The sequence below is a fragment of the Rhodococcus sp. UFZ-B548 genome (assembly GCF_903819475.1).
Taxonomy (GTDB): domain Bacteria; phylum Actinomycetota; class Actinomycetes; order Mycobacteriales; family Mycobacteriaceae; genus Rhodococcus_F; species Rhodococcus_F erythropolis.
In genome coordinates this window covers 56,226-77,406 of sequence record NZ_CAIJDS010000020.1, presented here as the reverse complement: position 1 = coordinate 77,406, position 21,181 = coordinate 56,226, and the positions used below count along the sequence as shown (strand labels likewise).

The following is a 21,181-nucleotide window of genomic DNA, read 5'->3' as shown; positions in this document are numbered from 1 at the left end:
TGCGGTCTGTTTCGGCAGCTTATCGCATGGTGGGCGGTTGATCGGAGCTTCTTGCGTCTTGGCGGGGGCCGAGCGGTTGCCCCTTCCAGGTGAGCCTTGTGAAAGTTGGACCAAACACTGATTTTCCTCAACCAACAGCCATACCAAAATTCAATCCAATTGATATAACCGCAGTACATAGCCATATAAAAGGTTCAAACAAGTCTTGTTTTGGTATGTTAGGTGTGTCACACTCAGTCGATCGCAAGGTGCGCTGCGGCAGCAGGTCGCAGTTCGAGTCGTCGAATCTGTTCGGCAAATACTGAGAGGACCTTCGTCGTGACCGATGTATCCGAGGCCGACGGTGCGGCCGCCGCCGGTGAGAACAAGTCTGGTCAGCCGGTCCAACGTCTGAAGAAGAATTCAGTCGGCCTCGCAGGTGTGGTTTTCATGGCTGTGGCGACCGCTGCGCCGATTACTGCCATGGTCGGGAACATTCCGATTGCTATCGGCTTCGGCAACGGCAGTGGCGCTCCGGCGGGGTACCTGGTGGCGACCATCGTGCTTGGCCTCTTCGGAGTCGGATATGCAGCGATGGCACGCCATATCACCGCAACCGGGGCCTTTTACGGATTCATCAGTCATGGGCTGGGACGGGTACTCGGGATGGCCTCGGGGACGATCATCACGATGGCGTACGTGGTGTTCGAGGCATCCCTCGTCGGCATCTTCAGCTTCTTCTCGCACAGCACGGTGGAGAAGTACACCGGCATATCCGTTCCGTGGATCGTGTTCGCTTTGGTGATGCTCGCGGCCAACGCGATCCTCTCCTACTTTGATATCAATTTGGCTGCAAAGGTTTTGGGAGCTTTTCTGGTAACAGAAATCTTGATGTTGGGACTGATGGCCGTTGCAGTGCTCGTTCACGGTGGTGGTCCGGACGGCTTCGCAGTGTCTTCGATCAACCCGGTGAATGCATTCGAGCCTGCGGCAGGCGTCGGCGGTGCAGTGGCAGGTATCGGACTGTTCTTCGCCTTCTGGTCGTGGGTAGGCTTCGAGTCGACTGCAATGTACGGCGAGGAGTCGCGCGACCCCAAACGAATCATTCCGCGCGCAATTCTCCTGTCAGTTCTGGGAATTGGACTGTTCTACGTATTCGTTTCCTGGATGGCCATCGCCGGCACCGGTCCGGCCCGGGCCATCGAGCTGGCGCAGGATTCCTCGACTTCCAGTGAGATATTCTTCGGTCCGACACGTGATTTCGTCGGCGGCTGGGCCGTTAGTGTCTTCGAGGTACTACTCATTTCAGGGTCATTCGCGTGCGGAATGGCCTTCCATCAGTGCGCATCTCGATATATCTATGCGCTGGGGCGTGAGGGGCTGATTCCCGGTTCCGAAGGCTCCGTCGGTCGAACCCACCCCGTGCACGGGTCGCCACACATCGCGTCGTTCGTCCAGACGGTCATGGCCACTGCGATTGTGATCGCCTTCGCGGTTGCCGGGATGGATCCGTACATCCACCTATTCGGGTTGTTGGCGATTCTCGGTACGATGGCAATCCTGATTGTTCAGTCGCTCTGCGCTTTTGCAGTCATCGGCTATTTCCATGTTTCCAGGAACCATCCGGAAACGGCCAACTGGTTTCGAACTCTTCTGGCTCCCCTCCTCGGCGGGTTGGGAATGCTGTACGTGGTGTACCTCTTATGGGAGAACCGCAGTTTCGCGGCGGGTGCTGCTGCGGATACCCTGCTGTTCCGCTTGAGTCCGTACATCGTGGGCGGACTGTTTCTTTTCGGAATGCTCGTCGCTGTTTGGTACAGGTACCGGGCTCCCGAGCGATACGCCCGAATCGGACGCATCGTCTTGGACGACACACCCGAATCGGAACCGGAAGCTGAACCTTCGATCAAGTGATTTTCATTTGGTATGACCAATCATGATATGGAGGGCATGTCTCGTTGCGAGAAAGCCGGTTGGCGTTCGAATAGCGATGGTGTGCAGCATTATTGAGTCGTACGATCAGATAATTCAACATTTTCCTACCCGTGCCATTGACTTTATTGGTCGGACCATTAATGATTTACATGTACGCAGAGAGTCGAAAGCCCGAACGAATCGGGCCCGAGTCAGGACAGGTGGGATATGTACGACTACGGCTCATTCAGCTTCGATTCCAAGAGCGAAGTGCTGGAGAAGGCCAAACGGTACTGGAACCCCGACAAGACTCAGTTCTGGACCGACAGTGGCATCGATCTGGTCATCGGCCGACGCGAGGGTTACGTGCTGTGGGATATGGAGGGCCGCCGCCTCATCGACCTTCATTTGAATGGCGGCACCTACAACCTCGGGCATCGAAATCCGGAGGTAGTGGCGGCAGTTGCCGAGGGGCTCGAGCTGTTCGACATCGGAAACCACCACTTTCCCTCGGTCGCGCGCACCGCACTCGCTGAAGCATTGGTCCAGACGGCTCCTGCAGGTCTGACGAAGGTTGCGTTCGCGTCCGGAGGTGGAGAGGCGATCGATATCGCGCTCAAAAGTGCTCGGCATGCAACGCAGAAGAGAAAGATCGTATCGATCGTGAAGGCTTATCACGGTCATACCGGACTTGCGGTAGGCACCGGTGACGATCGGTTCGCGAAGCTCTTCCTCGCGGATCGACCGGACGAGTTCATTCAAGTGCCGTTCGGTGATCTGGATGCAATGGACAAGGCCTTGTCTGGCCGTGACGTTGCGGCGGTGATCATGGAAACGATTCCGGCGACGTACGGATTTCCACTACCGGAGCCGGGCTACCTCGAAGCGGTCAAAGCGATGACAGAAGCGTACGACGCTCTGTACATCGCAGACGAGGTGCAGACAGGACTGATGCGTACCGGTGAACTGTGGGGTATCACCAAGCACGGGATCGATCCCGACATCATGGTGACCGGTAAGGGAATTTCAGGCGGTATCTATCCGATCGCGGCTGTGCTGCTCAGCGATCGGGCGGGGCAGTGGCTCGAGCAGGATGGTTTCGGCCACATCTCGACGTTCGGTGGCGCCGAACTCGGTTGTGTCGCAGCGCTCAAGACACTCGAGATCACCACCCGCCCACAGGTGAGATCGATGGTGCATTACATATCCGAACTCATGGGTGCCGGGCTTCGCAGAATTCAAGATCAATACCCCGGGTGGTTCGCCGAGATTCGTCAGAACGGAGTGATCCTCGGTTTGCGATTCGACCACCCCGAAGGGGCGAAGTTCGTGATGCGCCAGTTGTACGAACTGGGGGTATGGGCGATCTTTTCGACTTTGGATCCGCGTGTGCTGCAGTTCAAACCAGGCATTCTGATGTCGCGTGAGCTATGCGAAGACGTCCTCGATCGCGTTGAAGTTGCTGTCGGACGAGCACGCGACGACGTTCACAACTCTGACCGGAGGGCAATCTGATGAGTACGGCTTTTGCCGGGCATATGCTCGAACGCGCCGTTTGGGCCGCCGAGTCATTCGCCACCTACGACGCCGACTCTGTGGGTCGAATTGCGCAGGCGGTAGCCGACGCGGCGTACGAAGCGTCTGGGCACTATGCCGAATGGGCGGTTCGCGAGACGGGGATGGGCGTGGTTGCAGACAAGGTTCGGAAGAATCAGGCCTGCTCACGCGGAATCCTCGAGTTCTACCGTGGGCAAGATTTTGTCAGCCCCAGGGTGGACGAGCTCCACAAGATAGTCGAGATTCCACGCCCTGCCGGTGTCGTGCTTGCCCTCACTCCTACTACCAATCCTGTTTCGTCGGTGTACTTCAAAGTATTGATCGCGATGTTGACCCGAAATGCCATCGTGGTTGCACCACATCCGAGGGCAAAGCTGTCGTGTGCGGATGCGGCGCACATGCTCAGTGCTGCAGCGGTGGCAGCGGGCGCACCGGACGGCATCATTCAGGTGGTCGACGAGCCGACGATTCCGTTGATGGAAGCGCTGATGTCGGACGATCGAACCGACGTCATCGTGGCAACGGGTGGGTCCAGCGTTGTCCGCGCGGCTTACTCGTCGGGCAATCCGGCTCTAGGAGTGGGCCCCGGCAATGTCCCTGTGTTCGTGGACGCCACTGCGGATGTGCGTTTGGCCGCACAACGAATCGTCGACAGCAAGGCTTTCGACAATTCTCTCCTGTGCACCAACGAATCCGTACTCATCGCCGAGGATTCAGTTGCGGATGGCTTGACGCGCGAGATGCAGCGTGCGGGGGCTCACTTGCTGGATGTCGACGATGTGAATCGACTGCGCGAGTACATGTTTCCCGAGGGTCACCTCAACACGGACGTCGTCGGCAAGGATGCAGTGTGGATCGCGGACAAGATCGGACTGCGACTGACCGCGAAAACCAGACTGCTCGTAGCTCCGTTCGATGTTGTTCGCTCGGAAGAGGTTCTGGCGCACGAGAAACTGTCACCGGTGATCGGGATGGTGCGGGTCCCTGACGCTGATCGAGGTGTACGAGCTGCGCGGGCAGTGGTCCGTATCGCCGGCGCCGGTCATTCTGCGGCGATTCACAGCGAGAATTCGCACACGATCATGAACTATGCGGCGCTGGTGCCGGTGCTGCGTATTTCGGTGAACGTCGGAAACAGTACGGGTAGCGCGGGACTCGACACGAATCTGGCTCCATCAATGACGATCGGTACCGGATTCGCCGGGCGCAGTTCGATCGGTGACAATCTCGAGCCGAAGCATCTACTGAACTGGGCTCGCGTCGCCTACAACTCGGACGAAAGTGTCCGCATGGCGAATCTTTCGGGTGTCGAAATCTGGCAGGTGCCGGTCGGCGCCGTGCCGGTTTACCCCATCGCCTCGAATGCTGCCCCCGGGTCGGGAGTGGCTGTGCCGAAATCGGTTCCGCGGACAATCCGCGCTGACTCGCCTGTTCGAGGCTCGTCGACAGATGCGGATCGGCTCCGCGCAGAGCTCCGTCGGATAGTCGTCGAAGAACTCTCCCAACTGAACAAGAGGTGACCCATGGCTGAACTTCGATCGTTCATTTTCATTGACAGGCTGCAACCACAGACGATGTCCTATCTGGGTACCTTCATTCGTGGAACGCTTCCTCGGGCCGATTCTGCCGCTCAGATTATCGAGGTTGCGCCAGGACTCGATATCGAAGGCATTACCGACGTTGCCCTCAAACACGCTGATGTGCAGGCTGGCGTGTTGGTTGTCGAAAGGCAATTCGGGTACTTGGAATTTCACGGTGAAACAGGGGCGGTGACATCTGCCGCAGACGCGGCGCTGGACGCACTCGAGGCGACCAGATCTTCTGCGATCTCGCCGACTATTCTCGCTTCGAAGATCATTTCCAGTATCGAACCGCAGCATGCGTTCCTGATCAATCGCAACAAGATCGGATCGATGGTGCTGGCTGGAGATTCGCTGTTCGTTCTGGAAGTTCAGCCTGCCTCATATGCGATCCTGGCCACGAACGAGGCGGAGAAGGCAGCCGACGTCAAGGTGGTCGACTTTCGCATGATGGGTGCAACTGGTCGAGTGTATCTATCGGGTAGCGAAGCAGATGTGCGGCAGGCCGCCGAGGCAGCTCAGAGTGCTCTGGGAGGTGAATTCTGATGAAATTGCCTCCGCCCGAAGAGCTTCGGACTATGATTCGAGAGATCATCCGGGAAGTCGCACCTGAGGTCCCGAATAAACTCACTCCGGATAAACCCGCCCCGAGCAAGCCCCCCTCACCTCAGCTCGCTCCGGCGCCGACTGGTCCGATGGCTGTCTCTCGTCGAAACAAGACCGAAGCAGTGCGGCTGAGCACCAGCGCCGAACTGCAGACCTTCGTGTTCAAGCTGCTGGAATTGTTCGAGAATCCGAAATCGCGGCAAGACCTGCGTGCCGGCCGATTGAAATTCACACTCGCCCCCGGCCCCAAGGCGGCAGGACCAACATCGGCAGTTCACCGTATCGACGAGGGTGTGGTGACCGAGCGGCACATAGCTCGCTTTGCAGAATCCGGTGCGCGCCTTGTTCTCGGGCGCAAAGCAGTGATAACCCCGCTGGCTCGCGAGAAGGCACGCGCTCTCGGGGTCTCATTCGAAAAGGAGCGCTGATGATTGCCGCAGTTGTCACGGGAAGCATCTGGTCGTCGCGACGCATCGACGGACTGCCGAACGGCGCGCTTCTGCGCGTCGAGGCTCTGGAGTCGGGCGACCGATTCATCGCGTTCGATGTTCTGGGTTCGGGTGTCGGCGAGCACGTCCTCGTTGCGCAGGGCTCCGTCGCATCCAACTGGTTTCCCGGTACACCACCACCTGTGGACGCTCTCGTCATCGGATCGATCGATCGAGACGCCACCCCCGAAGTTCCCCCGAACTCCGGTCTCTGACCGGATCGTGATCCTCCTGTCTGCGTACCTCGCGACAGAACCGTCAATAAAGGAGTCGACAAATGTCCAGCACAGCAATCGGAATGATCGAGACCAAGGGATTCGTTGCAGCGTTGGCGGCCGCCGATGCAATGGTCAAGGCAGCCAACGTCACCATCACGGATCGGCAAGAGGTCGGGGACGGATTGGTGGCGGTCATCGTCACCGGTGAAGTGGGGGCGGTGAAGGCCGCCACGGAGGCCGGTGCTGAAACAGCTTCTCAGGTAGGCGAATTGGTAAGCGTCCATGTGATTCCGCGTCCGCATGCCGAACTCGGTGCGCACTTCTCGGTGGTCTCCAAGTAGCTCGCTCGCATCGGTTAGGCCCAGCAGGATCAACGTCCTGGCGGGATCAAAATCTGAGGAGGAGGCACCTCGGTGTCCGCACAAGTGCAATCAACAACGGATATCCGTGTCTACCTGATGGTGCATGACCTGCAACGTCAGTTTGCGGCGTACATGGGTACACCCACTCGCGCGCGTGGGTACCCGCCGTATGAGCACGATTACGCACTCATCGTCGAGGTGTCACCAGCTCTGGCGATCGAACGTGTGATGGACCTCGCGCTGAGGGCGGTTCCTTCCGTCGAGCCCGGGATACTATACGTGGAAAGGCAATTCGGAGTTCTCGAGATTCATGCGAACAACCTTGCCGATGTGGAACGTGCGGGTCAGGCGATCTTGGACGGCACCGGTAGCGAGGCAGCTGATCAGCTGCGACCGAAGGTGCTCTACCACGACGTGATCGAGGACATCACGGATCAGCATGCGGTGATCATCAATCGGAACAGACAGGCATCCATGGTAATGCCTGGGCAGTCGCTGCTCGTGTACGAAATGACCCCGGCGCTGTTCGCGACGGTGGCTGCCAACGAGGCCGAACGCGCAGCTCCGGGAATCACTCTCGTGGACGTGCAGATGATCGGTGCAGCCGGACGGCTGTATATCGCAGGATCGACCGAAGAGGTCACGTCGGCCCGAGACAGGATCACGGACGTCTTGGCAGGTATCGAAGGCCGCGAACACGGCTGAGTCAGTTTCTTGAGAGGAGAGGAGGACCACCTGATGTTTGTCGAAGGTGCGGGATCGGCCGAGGACCTGGTCGCAGATCGTGCGATCAAGGAGTACACGTTCTCGCGAGATGCGCAGTGGCGCATGATCAATTTGTCGGAAAATGCGACCTATCTGGTCGAAGACCCGGGGACAGGCTCGGGTGGAATCCTCCGCGTGCATCGGGAGGGATACCACGATGCGCAGGCGATCGAGTCAGAACTGGATTGGCTCGATGCCCTCCATGAGGAGAACATCGTTGATGCCTCCACAGTGATTCGGACAGCAGACGGGCGTCGAATCGTAACGACGGAAGTTTCCGGACGTACGCGGCACGCAGTCCTTTTCGAGACGATGGGTGGCTTGGAGCCGGATGAAGCGGGAATTTGTGCGAACGACTTTCATACACTCGGAGCGGTGACAGCGAGGCTTCACTCTCATTCGAAGCGTTGGCGCAAGCCGACTGGTTTCGCTCGCTTCTCGTGGGATTGGACCAATACACTGGGCGAGGCACCGAGGTGGGGACGCTGGCAGGATGCTGTCGGCATCGGGACCAACGAGATTGCGACGTTGGAGCCTGCCGTGGATTTGATTCGCCGGAGGTTGGAACGATACGGGCAGGGCCCGGACCGATTCGGTCTGGTGCACGCAGACCTCCGACTGGCGAATCTTCTCGTTGATGCAGATCAGGTCAACGTGATCGATTTCGACGATTGTGGGTTCGGCTGGTTCCTGTACGACTTCGGTACCGCCGTGTCTTTCATCGAGCACGATCCGGCATTGCCGCGTTGGCAGGAAGCGTGGTTGTCCGGGTACCGAACCGTCGCGGAATTGTCCGACGAGGACGAAGACATGCTCGCTACATTCGTCATGTTGCGCAGGATGCTCTTGGTGGCATGGATGGGTTCCCATTCGCATTCCCACGAGTCGCGCACGAAGAGTTCGAGTTATGCAGCGGGAACGTGCGATCTGGCGACCAGGTACCTCGATTCCGCCGGTTCCTCACTCGAGCGAACAGGTTCTGTTCGCTGACCGACTAGTCCCGATCAATCAACTCTGATGAGGTCCAAATGTTCAACTCCATTGAAGGTCGTTCGGTCGTCGTCACCGGCGGTAGCAAGGGCATCGGCTTGGGAATGGTTCGGGTATTCGCGCGCGCAGGGGCAAATGTGCTCATGACCGCGAGAGACGCTCTGACTCTCGAACGTGCCGCGGAGGGTTTGAATGATCTTCCTGGCACTGTCTCCACACTTCAAGTCGACGTCACGAATCCTGACTCCTTGGCCGGTATGGCGGAAGTTGCGGCCGAGCGACACGGAGGAATCGACGTGTTGTGCGCGAATGCTGGGATCTTCCCGTCGAAGCGGCTGGGGGAGATGACCTCGGAGGACATGGACTGCGTATTCGGCGTCAACGTCAAGGGCACCATCCACGCCGTGCAAGCGTGCATGCCGTGGCTCGAAACTTCCGGGCATGGAAGGGTCGTCGTGACATCGTCGATCACCGGACCCGTGACCGGGTATCCGGGTTGGTCGCACTACGGGGCAAGCAAGGCCGCGCAGATGGGCTTCATCCGAACTGCTGCCATTGAGTTGGCCCCGAAGAAGATCACGATCAACGCCGTCTTGCCCGGCAATGTGATCACCGAGGGGCTCGACGGTTTGGGACAGCAGTATCTGGACGAAATGGCGTCCAGTGTCCCGGCCGGCAGTCTGGGCAGCGTCGAGGATATCGCCAATGCCGCGCTGTTCTTTGCCCTGGACGAAGCCGCGTACATCACCGGTCAGTCGTTGATCGTGGATGGGGGACAGGTCCTTCCGGAGTCGGCGATGGCGCTCGGCGAAATGTAAGACAAGCGACGACGGATTCACCTGTCCCCGGTGAATCCGTCGTCGCCGCGCACGGCTATTATTTGGTCAGACCGAATACCCGCCATGTTCAGGAGGCTGCCCCATGGGTGCGCAAACTGAGGAGGTCCGGCGGCGAATCGTGGCCGAGATCAATTCCGGAGCATTGCCTCCCGGGTCGCGGCTCGGGAGCGAGCGGGAACTGGCAGAACACTACGGAGTCAGCCGCTCGAGTCTGCGGCAGGTTCTTGCTGCATTGGAGGAAGCCGGGGTCGTTCGTCGAGCGATCGGGCGTTCCGGCGGCACGTTCATCAGTCATGCAACGGTCGAGCGAGATCTCTCCGGTGTCATCGGGTTGCCCGCGTATCTGGCGAGCCAAGGATACGTGGCCGGCAGCAGGATCCTGTCCACTCAAATGACCGTTCCCGACCGAAGCGCGCAAGATGCGCTGGGTTTGGGCGAGGGCGAGTTCGTGATCGATATTCGACGCATTCGGCTCGCCGACGGGTCTCCCATCTCGTTGGAACACGTACAACTCCCGGCTGGTAGGTTTCCGGGCCTGCTGGAGCGTCCTCTCGGCGGCTCGCTCTACGAATTGATGGAGCAGGCATACGGTTTGGTTCCCGGTGCCGCCGAGGAGCAGATCGAAGCTGTCAACGCCACCACGACTGAGGCGTCGGTTCTCGGGACCCGCGTCGATGCTGCTCTGTTGTTGATCACGCGCACCACCCGAGACCAGTCGGGCATTCCGTTCGAATACTCACGTGACCTGTTTCGCGCTGATCGAACTCGAATCTCGGTCACTGCCCGGGGATCGGTTGGACGAAGAGAGGCAACAACCACCGTCCTGGAAGTTCGAACCGACTCCGAATCCTGAGTTCTCTTGTAATAGAACGAGATAGCGTCAGATTGCGTGATCAGGCTGCCAGTCGGTGCCGAAGCCTTGGTGGATCAGAGTGTGGGCTGTGTGTCGGACAATCCAGGGATCCGTTGGTTGACGGATGAACGTGTCCCCGTAGGTGCACATCTGGGGTCGAGTTGCTGATGTTGCGTGACCTTGTTCACATCTAGTCTTTGTCTACTCGCGGCGAATCTGCTGCCGCAGTGAGTATTCCGTCCACGAATGCACGGGACTCTTTCTGGTTCAAGTCGATTCACCTACATTCAGGAGCACATGGTGAGCAATCCCACGGAGTTGTCCGGACCCTCATCCGAAGTGGCAGCGAAACGTCGCGCGTTCGACGCTGTCGATGCGTTGGCTGAGGACATGGTCACAGTGTTGTCGGAGATCATCGCTATTCCCAGCGTGAATCCGAAATATCCCGGCCAGAGCTACGACCAAGTCGTAGGTCTGGAAGGCAAAGTCAGTAACGTGCTGTCCGAGATCTATCAGGACAGTGGCGCCGATGTGGAGAGATGGGAAGTCGAGGCCAAGCGGACCAACGCTGTGGGGACTGTTTCCGGCTCCGGTGGTGGGCGTTCGTTGATCTACAACGGGCACGTCGACGTCGTACCCCCGGGAAATGTTGCGCGGTGGGAATCTGGAGACCCGTTCTCTGGCCGAATTGACGGTGACCGAGTGTGGGGGCGCGGCGCAAGCGATATGAAAGCAGGGCTGGTCGCACAGGCTTTCGCGGTCAAGGCTCTGCAACGTGCCGGCATCTCGCTTCGTGGCGATCTGATCATTCAGGCGGTTGTCGGGGAAGAGGTCATGGACCACGAGTGCGGGATCTCGTCGACCCTTGAACGCGGGTATCGGGCTGATGCTGCTGTCGTGGCCGAACCGAGCGGTCCGACTCAACTCGGAGTAATCCCGGTGACCCCAGGTCTGCTCTGGTTCTCGGTGACAGTAGCGGGTAAAGCTACTCACTCGTCAATGCGTGGTCAGACGATCAGAGCCGGCGGTGGCGGATCCAATGTTGGCGTCAACGCAATCGACAAGGGGTTTCTCGTCTTTCAGGCACTTCAACGCCTCGAGGAAGAATGGGCATTCACGAAGACGCACCCGCTCTTCGCTCCTGGGCATTTCTCGATTCATCCCGGTGTGGTGACGGGCGGTCCACACGGAGTGCTTGTGCCGTTCATCCTGTCGGAATACATGACCATCGAGTACTGCGTTTGGTATCCACCTCAGGACGACCCTGAAACAGTCAAGCAGGAGATCGAGGCGCAAATCGAATCGATAGCGCGGACCGACGGCTGGCTGCGGGACAATCCGCCGACCGTCGAATGGAAACTCAGTTGGCCGGCGAACGACCCGGGAGAGTCGGCAGCTGAGATCACCCAAGCGATCTCCCAGGCCCACATCGCTGCCGCAGGTGGGACACGGTTTGCCGGTGCGCCAACCGTTGCCGGCTTCTGTGCGGTTGAGGATACTTCCTTTCTCACGATGGCAGGCGTTCCCGCGATCAGTTATGGCCCCGGGGACCTGCGGGTGTCTCATGCAGATGACGAGTACTGTCTGATCGACGAAGTTCATACTGCTGCAAGAACTTTTGCCGCCCTTGCAATCGACTGGTGCGGACTAGAGGAGCAGGCAGAATGAAAAAGTTCATTCGGCAACTCGAGCCGCGAACAATTCATGTGACATTCGGTTTCCTGTACGGCATAAGCCTTCTGCTTGCGCTGTTTCCTCCGTTGTATCTCGCAGCAAGTGGCGTCTCGACACGAATCTTGGGGCTGCCGTTCAGTATCTTCTACTGGCTCTTCGACGGGTTGTTGGTCGGGCTGAGTCTGTGGGCGCTCTATCTGGTCGAAGGCATCAGGGGCGAGTTGGACGAGGACTTCGCTGTGGTATCCGGCCCCTCCGTTGGGTCACCGAGTTCGCCGACTGGAGAATGACATGTTGATCATGCTCGGAATGTTGACAGTCTTCTATGCTGTCGTCGTCTATATCCTCTACGCCACCAAGCGCAGCGAAGCGCCGTCCTTCACCGAGTATTCGGTGGGTGGTCGTAGCTATGGTCCATGGTTCGTCGCGATGTCCTACGTCAATTCTTGGTGGCCGGGTGCGGTTTTCATCGCCTTCTTCGGTTTGGCGGCGGGTGCCGGAGTATTCGGATTCTACGGACTGGCCTACTCGGGGCTAGGCGTTGCGATGATGTATTTCATGGCCACAAAGGCCTGGCGATGGGGAGCTCGATACGAATTACGTTCACAACCAGACCTTCTCGGGCTGCGGTTCGACTCGACATTGGTCAAGAAGGTTGCCAGTGTGATCGGTGTGGTGTCGTTGTTTCCGTGGGTGGTGCTCGGAATGCAAGCGCTGGGGCAACTCCTCGAAGTTGCCAGCGAAGGCAAATGGTCCGTCACAACCTGCCTGTTGGTCGGCTTGGCACTCATCGTCGTTCGCCAGATCTGGACAGTCAAGATGGGCATGCGCGGGCTTATCATGACCGACCTGTTCCAGGGGATAGTCGCTTACGTGGTTGCCGGATTGGTGTGTCTGCTCATGCTCGTCGGATTTGGTGGATCACCCATCAGCTTCGGGGCGTTGGCGGAACTGCCGGTGGAGATGCTGCGGGTACCAGGCGACGGCGACGCATACGGGCCCTTCTACCTCTTTGCATTGATCTTCACCGGTGTTGTCGGATCACTTTGTTGGCCAACAAGTTTCCAGCGTATCTACACAGCATCCGGAGTGCGAGCAGTCAAGGCGGGTACTATCCGCACCGTCTTGATCTCGGGGGTCTTCTACAGCTTGTTGATGCTTGTGGGACTCGCGGCGTCGACAATTGCAGAAGTGCACGAGGCGCCGCAGAATGGTTGGTTCACCCTGATGTACCAATATGGTGGAACATGGATGCTGGGACTGGCGGTCACGATTGTTTTCGCAGCATCGATGGGGCATATCGACGGCAGCGTCCAGGTGTGCGGTCTGCAGATTGCGAACGACATCATCAATTCGGAACAGCGTCCGCTCTCGGATCGACAGCTGACGGCAGTTGCAAAGTCCAGCATGGTCGTATTCATGGCGGTCGCCGGTGTCGTCGCGTATCTCACGTTCGACATGGCGCGTTTGCAGCTCCTTGCTCAGATCTCCTACCAGGGGATCGTGCAATTGTCGATTCCTCTGTTTCTGGGACTCTTCTGGCGCGGTGGTAACAAGCACGGTGCAGTTGCCGGCATGCTCTCCGGGTTCAGCGTCGCGGTGATCTTGACATGGATCTACCCTGACGACATTGCGGGCCTCGGTGGGCTCACCGCCGGTATAGTCGGAATGGCAGTGAACCTCGTTGTCTTCCTGTCGGTCTCGGCGATCACCGGTCGGACCGACGCAGATCGTCGTCGCGTCGACACCCTTTTCGAGGCCGGTCGGAGCCCGGTGCGTGTGCGACAGGACGGCGCACTGCGAGCGTCCTGACTGCATGACGTTCACACCCATCGCCTAGTTCTCACTATTCGGTCGGAGTCGCTGTTCGGGGTCCGTTTCGCGGAATCCTCGGGCAGCGGCTCCGGCCGAGTGCGAGTGATCTGATGATGATCGCCCTGCGAGGCGGCCCACTGTCTTGGTAAGGCGGTCATTGTCACCCGAAAAGCGTGGTTCCGCGGTATCCTACGGTGCTATCAGCCGATAAATCTTCGGTTGAATCCCGTGGAAAAGTCCTGATGCGCTTCAACTTTCGCTGGGATTGTGCACGAGAAACCGACTGGTCGATTGTCGTCACTTGGCGCGCATCGATCGAAGTGAGGATGACGACATGGCGCTCACTCATCACACGCTCGCCACTGTGGCGGACATCGCGTCGATATGCATAGAAAATGCACCTGTCAGCCAGAGGGCATCCGCGGTCATGGATCGGCTGAACGAGGAGATACCGTTCGAGGCCGCATCGATCGCGAGTTTCGACATGGGAAAGCAGCGTCACTTCACCGTTGCAGCATCGGATTACCCGGGAGAAGTGAGTTCGTATCTCAATCAGGGGTTCACCGTCGACGACCCCGCCTTTCTCGCTATGCGATTTCGACGTTCGCGGCCGCTGCGCTGGTGCGATATTCCGAATTATGCTGACAACTTCAGTGCGCGAGAGGTCTTTCAACCTTCCGGTTTCAACGAAGGAGTCACGACTTGTCTGTTCACACGGGACGGTCGATATACAGGCTCACTTCATCTGAGCACAACGTTTCCGGTTCCGTTGAGTGACGCGGCCGTCGACTGTTTGCTCGCTGTTCAGCCCCTCATCGCGGCGCTGACCGACGGTTTGCGGGCAAACGATGGGGGCAGTTGGGAACTGTTGGTCGATGGTTCGGAAGAAACTGCATTCTTGACCGACGAAGGATCGGTGTCCGATGTTCAGGGCACGGCGCGTGGAGAACATCTCACGAGGATGGTGCGCTGTACCAACAAATGCGTATTGCAGTTGCCCTCGGCGGCCCTCGAAGTCTCTATTGGGTTTCGCCCGACGGACATACGATGCGTATGTCGGTTACGCCCGTAGCTGCAGGATCGCTGGTGACGCTTCGTCGCGAGAAGGCGCCCCGGAATCTGACGGCTCGTGAACTCGAGGTACTCACGTATCTCGCCCGCGGGCTCAGTAACGCCGAAATTGGCAGAGAATTACATGCGAGTCATCGCACTGTTGCAACACATGTCGAACGCATACTTGACAAACTCGACTGCCACTCACGAGTGGCGGCCGCGGGAATCGCGACAGCTGAAGGTATTGTCCTGCCGCTGCGGTGACAACGCACCGGTCTCGGCGTCGCTCGACACCGAGACCGCCCGACGATTTTGCTACTGTCCGCCCGTCGGAGTGCCGATGGTCCAACCCCCGTCGACCAGGATATTCTCTCCGACTACATGATCGGAGAGATCGGATGCCAGGAACAAAGTAGCGTTTGCAATATCTTTCGGAGTGGCCCACTGCCTCCTCGGGGTTTGGCCGGTCAATATCTCGCGTGTTGGTTGGTCGTAGGAATCCGTCATCGCAGTCGTCACGAATCCTGGGGCTACAGCGTTGACGTTGATGCCGAAAGGTGCGTAGTCGAGCGCTACCTGTCGTGTGAAGTTGACGATCGCGCCCTTCGAGGCGCAGTAGGCCGCGAAGCCGGGGTTTCCTCGAAACCCGCTGATGGAACTGATGTTCACGATCTTTCCACCTCGATTGATTGCGCGAAGCTGTCGGATCATCTCCCTGGTGCAATAGAACGTGCCGTCAAGATTGATCGACATCTGTCGACGCCACAGGTCGTCGTCGGTTTCGAGGACAGTTCCGGCGACGAGAATGCCGGCGTTATTTACGAGTATGTCTATTCCGTTGTGTCGCTGAGAGGTCTCGGCGAAGACGGTTGTCACTTCTGTGCTGTCCGAGACGTCGAGGTGGACGTGTTCGGACACTCCTCCACGCGATTCGAGCAACTCCGTAGTCGTGGGTCCACCCTCTCGCGGTTGTTCGGAAAGATCGGCGACCACGATTCGCGCACCCGCTGCCGACAGCGTTTCAGCGATAGCCCTGCCGATACCCGAAGAGCCCCCCGTTACGAGTGCAACTTTGCCGGTCAGATCGATCATGATGCTCCTGGTGCTCGAAGGGGTGTATAACTCCGAGCCTAAAAGGCATGTATGACAAAGGGTATCGGTCGGTTGGCCCCCAAACATCATGCTGTTGGCCAGCGGTGTCCGTCATTCGACGGAACGGGTTGGCGAAGTGATCACTGAGGTTCATCCCAGAAGATCGAACTGGCGGCGCAGCGCTTCTATCGCCGCCAGAACGGCGGGCCTCTCGCTGTCGGTCCGCCAGGCGAGGTAGATGTCTCGGCCGAGCGGCGGAATCGTGTCGAGCATTCGAACACCTTCCGGTGGTACAACTCTCGCCAGGCGCGGGATCAAAGCGACGGCGAGGCCCTGAGCTACGAATTCGACCTGGGTGGGAAACTCGGCGACTTCGTACTCGATTCGTGGGTCGAACCCCTGCGCGCGCAGGGTCCTGACGGTGAAGGTGTGAAAGTCCGTTCCCCGGGTCCACGTAGCCCAGGCATGCTCGGACAGCTCGCTGAGCGCGACGACCTTGTTCTCCGCCAGCGGATGTGACGCGGGGAGAGCGAGCAGCGCCACGTCGTCGTACACGGGCGTGAAGGAGACTCCGTCGGGAAGTTCGACGGGCAGAGTGCTCCAACTGTCGACCACCACGACGTCGAGGTCGCGGCGAATCAGTGCGGGGAGCAGTTCTTCGGATTCGCCTTCGTTGAAGGTGATTTCGAGCTGGGGGTGCGCGTGCCTGATCTCGGCGATGGCTCGCGGCAGCACTGTCCTGCTGGGGGAGACCAGGGCCCCGATGCGTACGCGGCCCGTCACCTCGCTCTGCAGCGACGCGATTTCCGCCTCGGCCTGGGCGAGCGTCGAGAGAACCTCTGCGGTTCGGCGCGCGAGGATCCGGCCCGCTTCTGTGAGTCGCACACCGCGGCCCTGCGGTTCGAGGAGCGGAACACCGACCTCTCGCTCGAGCTTGTTCAACTGCTGCGAAATTCCGGAGGGTGTGACATGCAAGGTGCGGGCGGCAGCCGCTACTGATCCGTTCTCGGCGACAGCGTGCAGGGCGCGGAGTCTTTCGAGATTCAACACAGTAGTAATGCTACCGAATATACGGTCTGAACATTTGCTTGTGCTGAATAGTTAGCGGCAGGAACATTGTCGAATGACCACTCTGACCTCCGTGACTGCGCAGACACCGACATCCACCAGAACTCCTCGGGGGCGTATCGACCCTCGATTGCTGGTCGTCGGAGGCGCAGCCGCGATCTCGATCAGTTCGCTCCTCATCAAGCTGGCTGATGTCGGGCCCTCGACCGCCGTTTTCTTCCGTTGCTTCCTGGCCTTGCCGCCGCTGTTGTGGTTGGCGTGGCGAGAGTACCGCCGGGTGGGCAAACCGAGCCGGCGGGCAGTCGTTCTGCAGGTGCTCGGCGGTCTGTTGCTCGGACTGGATTTTGCGTTGTGGTCGCAGTCGATTCTGATGATCGGCGCGGGTATGGCAAGCGTCGTCGTGAACGTGCAGGTGATTGTGGTGCCCGCACTGTCCTGGTTGGTATTCGGCAATCGGGTTCCGATGCGCTTCGTCTTCGCCCTACCGTTCATGTTCACGGGAATCGCCTTGGCGGGCGGCGTGTTCGGGAGCGGGGGAACCGGCGACGACTTGCTGTGGGGAACGGCGCTCTCGCTCGTCTCCGGAATCGCGTACGGCGGTTACATCTTCGTGGTCGGCCGTACGGGCGAGGCGGATCGGGCCGCGAGCCAGGTGTTGATCTCGACGACGTCCGCGGGCATCGCCGGCTCCGTCATCGGATCGCTGTGGGGCCGGATCGATTTCGTCCCGGGTTGGGAAGCGTTCGGCTGGCTCGCGGCACTGGCGCTGGTCGGCCAGGTGTTCGGCTGGATGCTGATGGGGCACTCGCTCCCTCGGCTTCCCGCCGAGGTGGGCGCGACGCTCCTGCTCATGCAACCGGTCCTCGCCGTGCTGCTGGCGGTTGTGCTGCTCGGCGAACGGCCAGGCGTTGGGCAACTACTCGGGTGCGTCGTCGTTGTCGGAGCGGTCTCGGCCGTCTCCGTACGTCGCACCCGAGCAGTCACCCGAGTAGGTAGCGCAGGCTAGTGCACTCGCATCTCGCCGGGCATCCACATGCCCGAGCGGGTTGCGGTGCCCGTCTCCACCTCTGCCGGAACAGCATTCGGGAAGTACCGGTCGTAGCGCTCGAGTGATCCCCAGTCCCGTGCCCAGTCGTCCTTCAGGTACGTCGGAACCGTCGTAGCACCGGCGAGGACCTCGGTGAATCCGAGCGGTCCACCGTTGTCTGCGGACTGCCAGGTATCGGTGGAGCTGACGGCCAGGGGACGGTCCGGGAGGATGCGGAAGTTCGGCATCTCGGCCACACCGTTCTGATGTGTGAACGGACGTTGGCACGGGAACTGAAGGCCGACAGCCCAGTCCAGGAGAACCGGCTGCTCGCTGCCGATGTACGAGTCCAGGGACTCGAGCTTGGGCACGCGCGGCGGCGTGAATGCCATCCACTGATCGCCCGTGAGGTTGGGATCGAACGCGACCACCCGAACGGCGTCGGCATCTGGCGCGAGTTCGTCGATCGGGATACGGACGTTGCGCCACGACGGCGCCGGGCCGATGTCTCGCGGCATGTACGAACCCTGAACCTGCACGGTTCCGTCGGGCTGAGTCTTGCCGTACTCGACCAGAAGCGACTGGCCGTACGTGATCGCACCGGTGTTGTCGACGGACCACACGCGGCCCGCCACGGACATGACCACCAGCGGTGATTCTTCACTGCGAGTGGGCAATCCGTACCAACTCGAGATGAGGGAAGCAGGTTCCTGCACGCCGGGCTGGTAGCTGCCCATGACCGGTGTCTTCGACGGATCGAGGCCGAAGGGGAGCTTGGCCGTGCTGCCGTTGACGCCGAGGTTACCGGTGCCGCCGCTGGTTCCGGCGCCGGAACCGGTGGCGAAGGTGGGGCCGACACTCTGGCTGTCGGTATTACCCATGCCCTGCTTGACTTCGATGTAATCGGCGGTCAGATCGCTGGGAACCCCATTGGGGGAGAAGCCCTTCGAATCAACTCCGGACAACGGATCCTCGGCGTTGAATCCGGGAGCGGGCAGAGGCCGCAGATTCCCGGAATTGACGTCGGTCTCGACCAGAACGTCCTCGGCCATGCCGCAGGTCTTGCCCGCGAGTGCCTCGATGTTGCTTCGGCCCAGCGAGTACGCCGGGTACTGCGACACTGCGCCCTTGAGTAGCGAGAGCACCTCGAACAGGACCATCAGACCGGCAATCACGGTGAGCGGAGCGGCCGCGAATTTGCGAATTCGTCTGCCCTTGGCCGTGTTCGGCTTCTCGGGCGGGGCAGCAAATCCCTCACGCAGGTACTGCCAGGCGGCAAAGGCCAAGGCGAGAGCAAAGAGCGCGAGGAACAGTGTGTTGGATTCACGGCCGTCGTAGGAGATGGTCTTGTCGAACCACGGAACGCCGTAACTCGAGACGTACCAGTAGCCGTTGATGCCGGCGAACGTCAACGCGAGCATCAGGAGCAGTCCGGCCACGAACACCGATCGGTTACGACGCGAGCGCAGGGCAGACGCGGACACAGCCACGGCGGTCAGCGCGGCGAGAGAACCGGCGATGCCCGCGTACGCACCGAAGTGGTGAGTCCACTTGGTGGGGTTGAACATCATCAGGAACATCGTGCCGAAGACGACGCCGACCAGGCGCCACGACGGACCGGTTGCCGCGCCGGGGACGCGGCCGCGCCGCAACAACACGAAGAGCGTCGTGAAGAGGCACAGGATCATCGTCAAGAACGCGAAGCGTCGGGCAACCGAGCCGTCGACCGTCTGGACGAAGAGGTAGTAGTAGCGCAGGAAGTCCTGGTACCACTCGAGATTGGGCCCGATGATCGTTCGGACGCGCGTGGCTTCCATGACGCCGGCAAAGGTCTGGTCGGCGAAGATGACCACCAGCACGATGGTTCCGGCAGCGGCGATCGGAGTGAGAAGCGGCAGTGTGCCGACCAGTCGGTGACGCTTGACGACGATGCGCACCAACGGGCGCACACCGGCGAGAAGGGCTGCGATACACATCAATCCGGTGGGTGCGGCGGCAAGAGTGAAGGCGCCGATCAAGATTGCCGTGGCCGCGGGCAGCAGGCGTCCGGTGGCGATGGCGCGCTCGATGGAGCACCAGGTGAGCAGTGCGCCGAGAGCCACGATGGGCTCGGGGCGAAGACCGTTGTTGTACGCCAGCCAGAAGGACAGGAATACCAGACCGCCGGTCCAGAGGGCGACGTTGCTCCGGCGGACCGCCCGGCCGAGACGCGGGACGACCTCGCGGCTGATCACCATCCAGCAGAGGATTCCGGCGAGCAGAGCGGGCAGACGCATGAACGGGCTCGCCGTCGAGATCTTCGCCATCACGGCCAGGACTTCGTAGTACCAGCCGAACGGGGCCTCGGGAACGCCGAACCAACGGAAGTAGTTGGCCATGTATCCCGCGTCCGGCGAGACTCGGGCCATGGTCAGGAGATAACCGTCGTCGGCGGTGTTCGCGCCGATGAAGTGCCAGACGACCAGCGTGCCGACCACAACTCCGTCGATACCGGAGAACTTCCACCAGCGTTCGGGCAGGAAGCGTCGGTGCTTGCGGCCGTCGGTGCCGTCGAGGCGAGCCAGGGCGACCAGCGCGACGATGGTCGAGAGGACTGCCACGATCATCGCGACCAGCTTCAAGACGCTGGGGCTCGACGAGAAACGCGAGTCGATCGTCATCGAGAAGCCGAGCCCCTCGGGGGCAGCGCCGTCGGGCAGGTCGCTGAAGACGCCGACCACCTGCGGGCGGAAGTCGCCGTCGAGCTGGCCACGAATCGGGTTGCCGTCGGGATACGTCAGGCCGACGAACTCTGCCGAGGTCCGGTTGATGTCAGAGCTGAACGCGATGGCGCCGCAGCGACTCGACTCGACGTCCTCGCGCGCTGCCGAAGCGACGACGACGTTGCGATCTAGCACGTCGACGCTGGTAGCGGACACGCGGACGAACATCGACGAGAGCGCGGCGCCGTCGCCCTGAGCAGGTGCCGTCGACATCAGGATGCCGCCGCCCTCGGGGAGCGAGCTGACCGCGGTGCAGGGGATCGACGCGTTGACGTCGATGGGAACCTGCGCCATCAGCGGTGCCTCGACGTCGCCGATCACGCCGTTCTGTGGCCAGTTGACCGTCGCCGTCGTCTGCACGACAGGAAGCAGCGGAGTTGCCAGTGCGAGTACGAAGCCGAGCAAGCCGGCGATGATCGCAACCCATCGAGTGCGATGGAAACGCTCGCGGGCATCCTGACCAGCAGGAGGCGGCGAACTCGAAGTCTGGGGTGAAGCTGTCACGGCGTCGGGCACGGCTACCGATGGTATGTCAGGGC

General features: G+C 60.2%; 20 protein-coding genes. 17 read left to right on the top strand and 3 right to left on the bottom strand.

Annotation, left to right across the window (positions count from 1 at the left end; genetic code table 11):
- Positions 1 to 318 precede the first annotated feature (318 nt).
- The 16 genes from H7C86_RS18450 to H7C86_RS18375 all read left to right on the top strand — a co-directional run bounded on the left by H7C86_RS18450 (position 319) and on the right by H7C86_RS18375 (position 14,957).
- Positions 319 to 1,893, top strand: coding sequence for an APC family permease (locus tag H7C86_RS18450; protein WP_372461250.1), 1,575 nt, complete (start codon positions 319 to 321; stop codon positions 1,891 to 1,893).
- A 228-nt stretch (positions 1,894 to 2,121) separates the two neighbouring features.
- The gene (locus tag H7C86_RS18445; protein ID WP_003943881.1) at positions 2,122 to 3,408 is read left to right on the top strand and encodes an aspartate aminotransferase family protein; all 1,287 of its coding nucleotides are present in this window, start codon (positions 2,122 to 2,124) and stop codon (positions 3,406 to 3,408) included.
- Positions 3,408 to 4,970, top strand: a complete 1,563-nt coding sequence (locus H7C86_RS18440) for an aldehyde dehydrogenase family protein (protein ID WP_182261981.1) — start codon at positions 3,408 to 3,410, stop codon at positions 4,968 to 4,970. Before H7C86_RS18445 ends, H7C86_RS18440 begins: the two co-directional genes overlap by 1 nt.
- Before the next feature lie 3 nt (positions 4,971 to 4,973).
- The gene (locus H7C86_RS18435; protein WP_003943811.1) at positions 4,974 to 5,576 is read left to right on the top strand and encodes a BMC domain-containing protein; all 603 of its coding nucleotides are present in this window, start codon (positions 4,974 to 4,976) and stop codon (positions 5,574 to 5,576) included.
- A gap of 149 nt (positions 5,577 to 5,725) precedes the next feature.
- The gene (locus H7C86_RS18430) at positions 5,726 to 6,064 is read left to right on the top strand and encodes a hypothetical protein (protein ID WP_308115616.1); all 339 of its coding nucleotides are present in this window, start codon (positions 5,726 to 5,728) and stop codon (positions 6,062 to 6,064) included.
- Positions 6,064 to 6,339, top strand: coding sequence for a EutN/CcmL family microcompartment protein (locus H7C86_RS18425; RefSeq protein ID WP_124566848.1), 276 nt, complete (start codon positions 6,064 to 6,066; stop codon positions 6,337 to 6,339). The genes H7C86_RS18430 and H7C86_RS18425 overlap by 1 nt, the downstream gene beginning before the upstream one ends.
- A gap of 62 nt (positions 6,340 to 6,401) precedes the next feature.
- Complete coding sequence (locus H7C86_RS18420; RefSeq protein ID WP_124566847.1) at positions 6,402 to 6,683, top strand: BMC domain-containing protein; 282 nt, start codon at positions 6,402 to 6,404, stop codon at positions 6,681 to 6,683.
- A 117-nt stretch (positions 6,684 to 6,800) separates the two neighbouring features.
- Positions 6,801 to 7,409, top strand: a complete 609-nt coding sequence (locus H7C86_RS18415) for a microcompartment protein (RefSeq protein ID WP_050794046.1) — start codon at positions 6,801 to 6,803, stop codon at positions 7,407 to 7,409.
- Positions 7,410 to 7,442: 33 nt separating this feature from the next.
- A complete protein-coding gene (locus tag H7C86_RS18410) occupies positions 7,443 to 8,459 on the top strand; it encodes a phosphotransferase enzyme family protein (RefSeq protein WP_134998592.1) in 1,017 nt (338 codons plus the stop codon).
- 38 nt (positions 8,460 to 8,497) lie between these two features.
- Complete coding sequence (gene fabG, locus H7C86_RS18405) at positions 8,498 to 9,277, top strand: 3-oxoacyl-ACP reductase FabG (RefSeq protein WP_042950308.1); 780 nt, start codon at positions 8,498 to 8,500, stop codon at positions 9,275 to 9,277.
- A 103-nt stretch (positions 9,278 to 9,380) separates the two neighbouring features.
- Complete coding sequence (locus H7C86_RS18400; RefSeq protein ID WP_042950310.1) at positions 9,381 to 10,151, top strand: GntR family transcriptional regulator; 771 nt, start codon at positions 9,381 to 9,383, stop codon at positions 10,149 to 10,151.
- A gap of 297 nt (positions 10,152 to 10,448) precedes the next feature.
- Entirely contained in the window at positions 10,449 to 11,819 is a 1,371-nt protein-coding gene (locus tag H7C86_RS18395; RefSeq protein WP_182261980.1) for an ArgE/DapE family deacylase, read from the top strand.
- Positions 11,816 to 12,115 (top strand): hypothetical protein, encoded by a 300-nt coding sequence (locus H7C86_RS18390; protein ID WP_134998590.1) that lies wholly within the window; start codon positions 11,816 to 11,818, stop codon positions 12,113 to 12,115. The genes H7C86_RS18395 and H7C86_RS18390 overlap by 4 nt, the downstream gene beginning before the upstream one ends.
- A 1-nt stretch (position 12,116) precedes the next feature.
- Positions 12,117 to 13,637 (top strand): sodium:solute symporter, encoded by a 1,521-nt coding sequence (locus tag H7C86_RS18385; protein ID WP_134998589.1) that lies wholly within the window; start codon positions 12,117 to 12,119, stop codon positions 13,635 to 13,637.
- 304 nt (positions 13,638 to 13,941) lie between these two features.
- Positions 13,942 to 14,712: an autoinducer binding domain-containing protein gene (locus tag H7C86_RS18380; RefSeq protein ID WP_182261992.1), complete on the top strand. Its 771-nt coding sequence runs from the start codon at positions 13,942 to 13,944 to the stop codon at positions 14,710 to 14,712.
- Positions 14,622 to 14,957, top strand: coding sequence for a response regulator transcription factor (locus tag H7C86_RS18375; RefSeq protein WP_182261979.1), 336 nt, complete (start codon positions 14,622 to 14,624; stop codon positions 14,955 to 14,957). Before H7C86_RS18380 ends, H7C86_RS18375 begins: the two co-directional genes overlap by 91 nt.
- A 51-nt stretch (positions 14,958 to 15,008) precedes the next feature.
- On the opposite strand, the gene H7C86_RS18370 is transcribed toward H7C86_RS18375, so the two are convergent.
- Both H7C86_RS18370 and H7C86_RS18365 read right to left on the bottom strand, forming a co-directional pair.
- Positions 15,009 to 15,785 carry an SDR family NAD(P)-dependent oxidoreductase gene (locus H7C86_RS18370; RefSeq protein WP_182261978.1) on the bottom strand — a complete coding sequence of 259 codons (777 nt, stop codon included), beginning with the start codon at positions 15,783 to 15,785 and terminating at the stop codon, positions 15,009 to 15,011.
- A gap of 150 nt (positions 15,786 to 15,935) precedes the next feature.
- Positions 15,936 to 16,835: a LysR family transcriptional regulator gene (locus H7C86_RS18365; RefSeq protein WP_141487962.1), complete on the bottom strand. Its 900-nt coding sequence runs from the start codon at positions 16,833 to 16,835 to the stop codon at positions 15,936 to 15,938.
- Positions 16,836 to 16,908: 73 nt separating this feature from the next.
- Here H7C86_RS18365 and H7C86_RS18360 point away from each other — a divergent pair, with 73 nt between their 5' ends.
- Complete coding sequence (locus H7C86_RS18360; RefSeq protein ID WP_172932457.1) at positions 16,909 to 17,859, top strand: DMT family transporter; 951 nt, start codon at positions 16,909 to 16,911, stop codon at positions 17,857 to 17,859.
- Here the strand turns inward: H7C86_RS18360 and H7C86_RS18355 are convergent.
- The gene (locus H7C86_RS18355; RefSeq protein ID WP_182261977.1) at positions 17,856 to 21,158 is read right to left on the bottom strand and encodes an arabinosyltransferase domain-containing protein; all 3,303 of its coding nucleotides are present in this window, start codon (positions 21,156 to 21,158) and stop codon (positions 17,856 to 17,858) included. The two genes, H7C86_RS18360 and H7C86_RS18355, sit on opposite strands and share 4 nt — an antisense overlap.
- Positions 21,159 to 21,181: the final 23 nt, after the last annotated feature.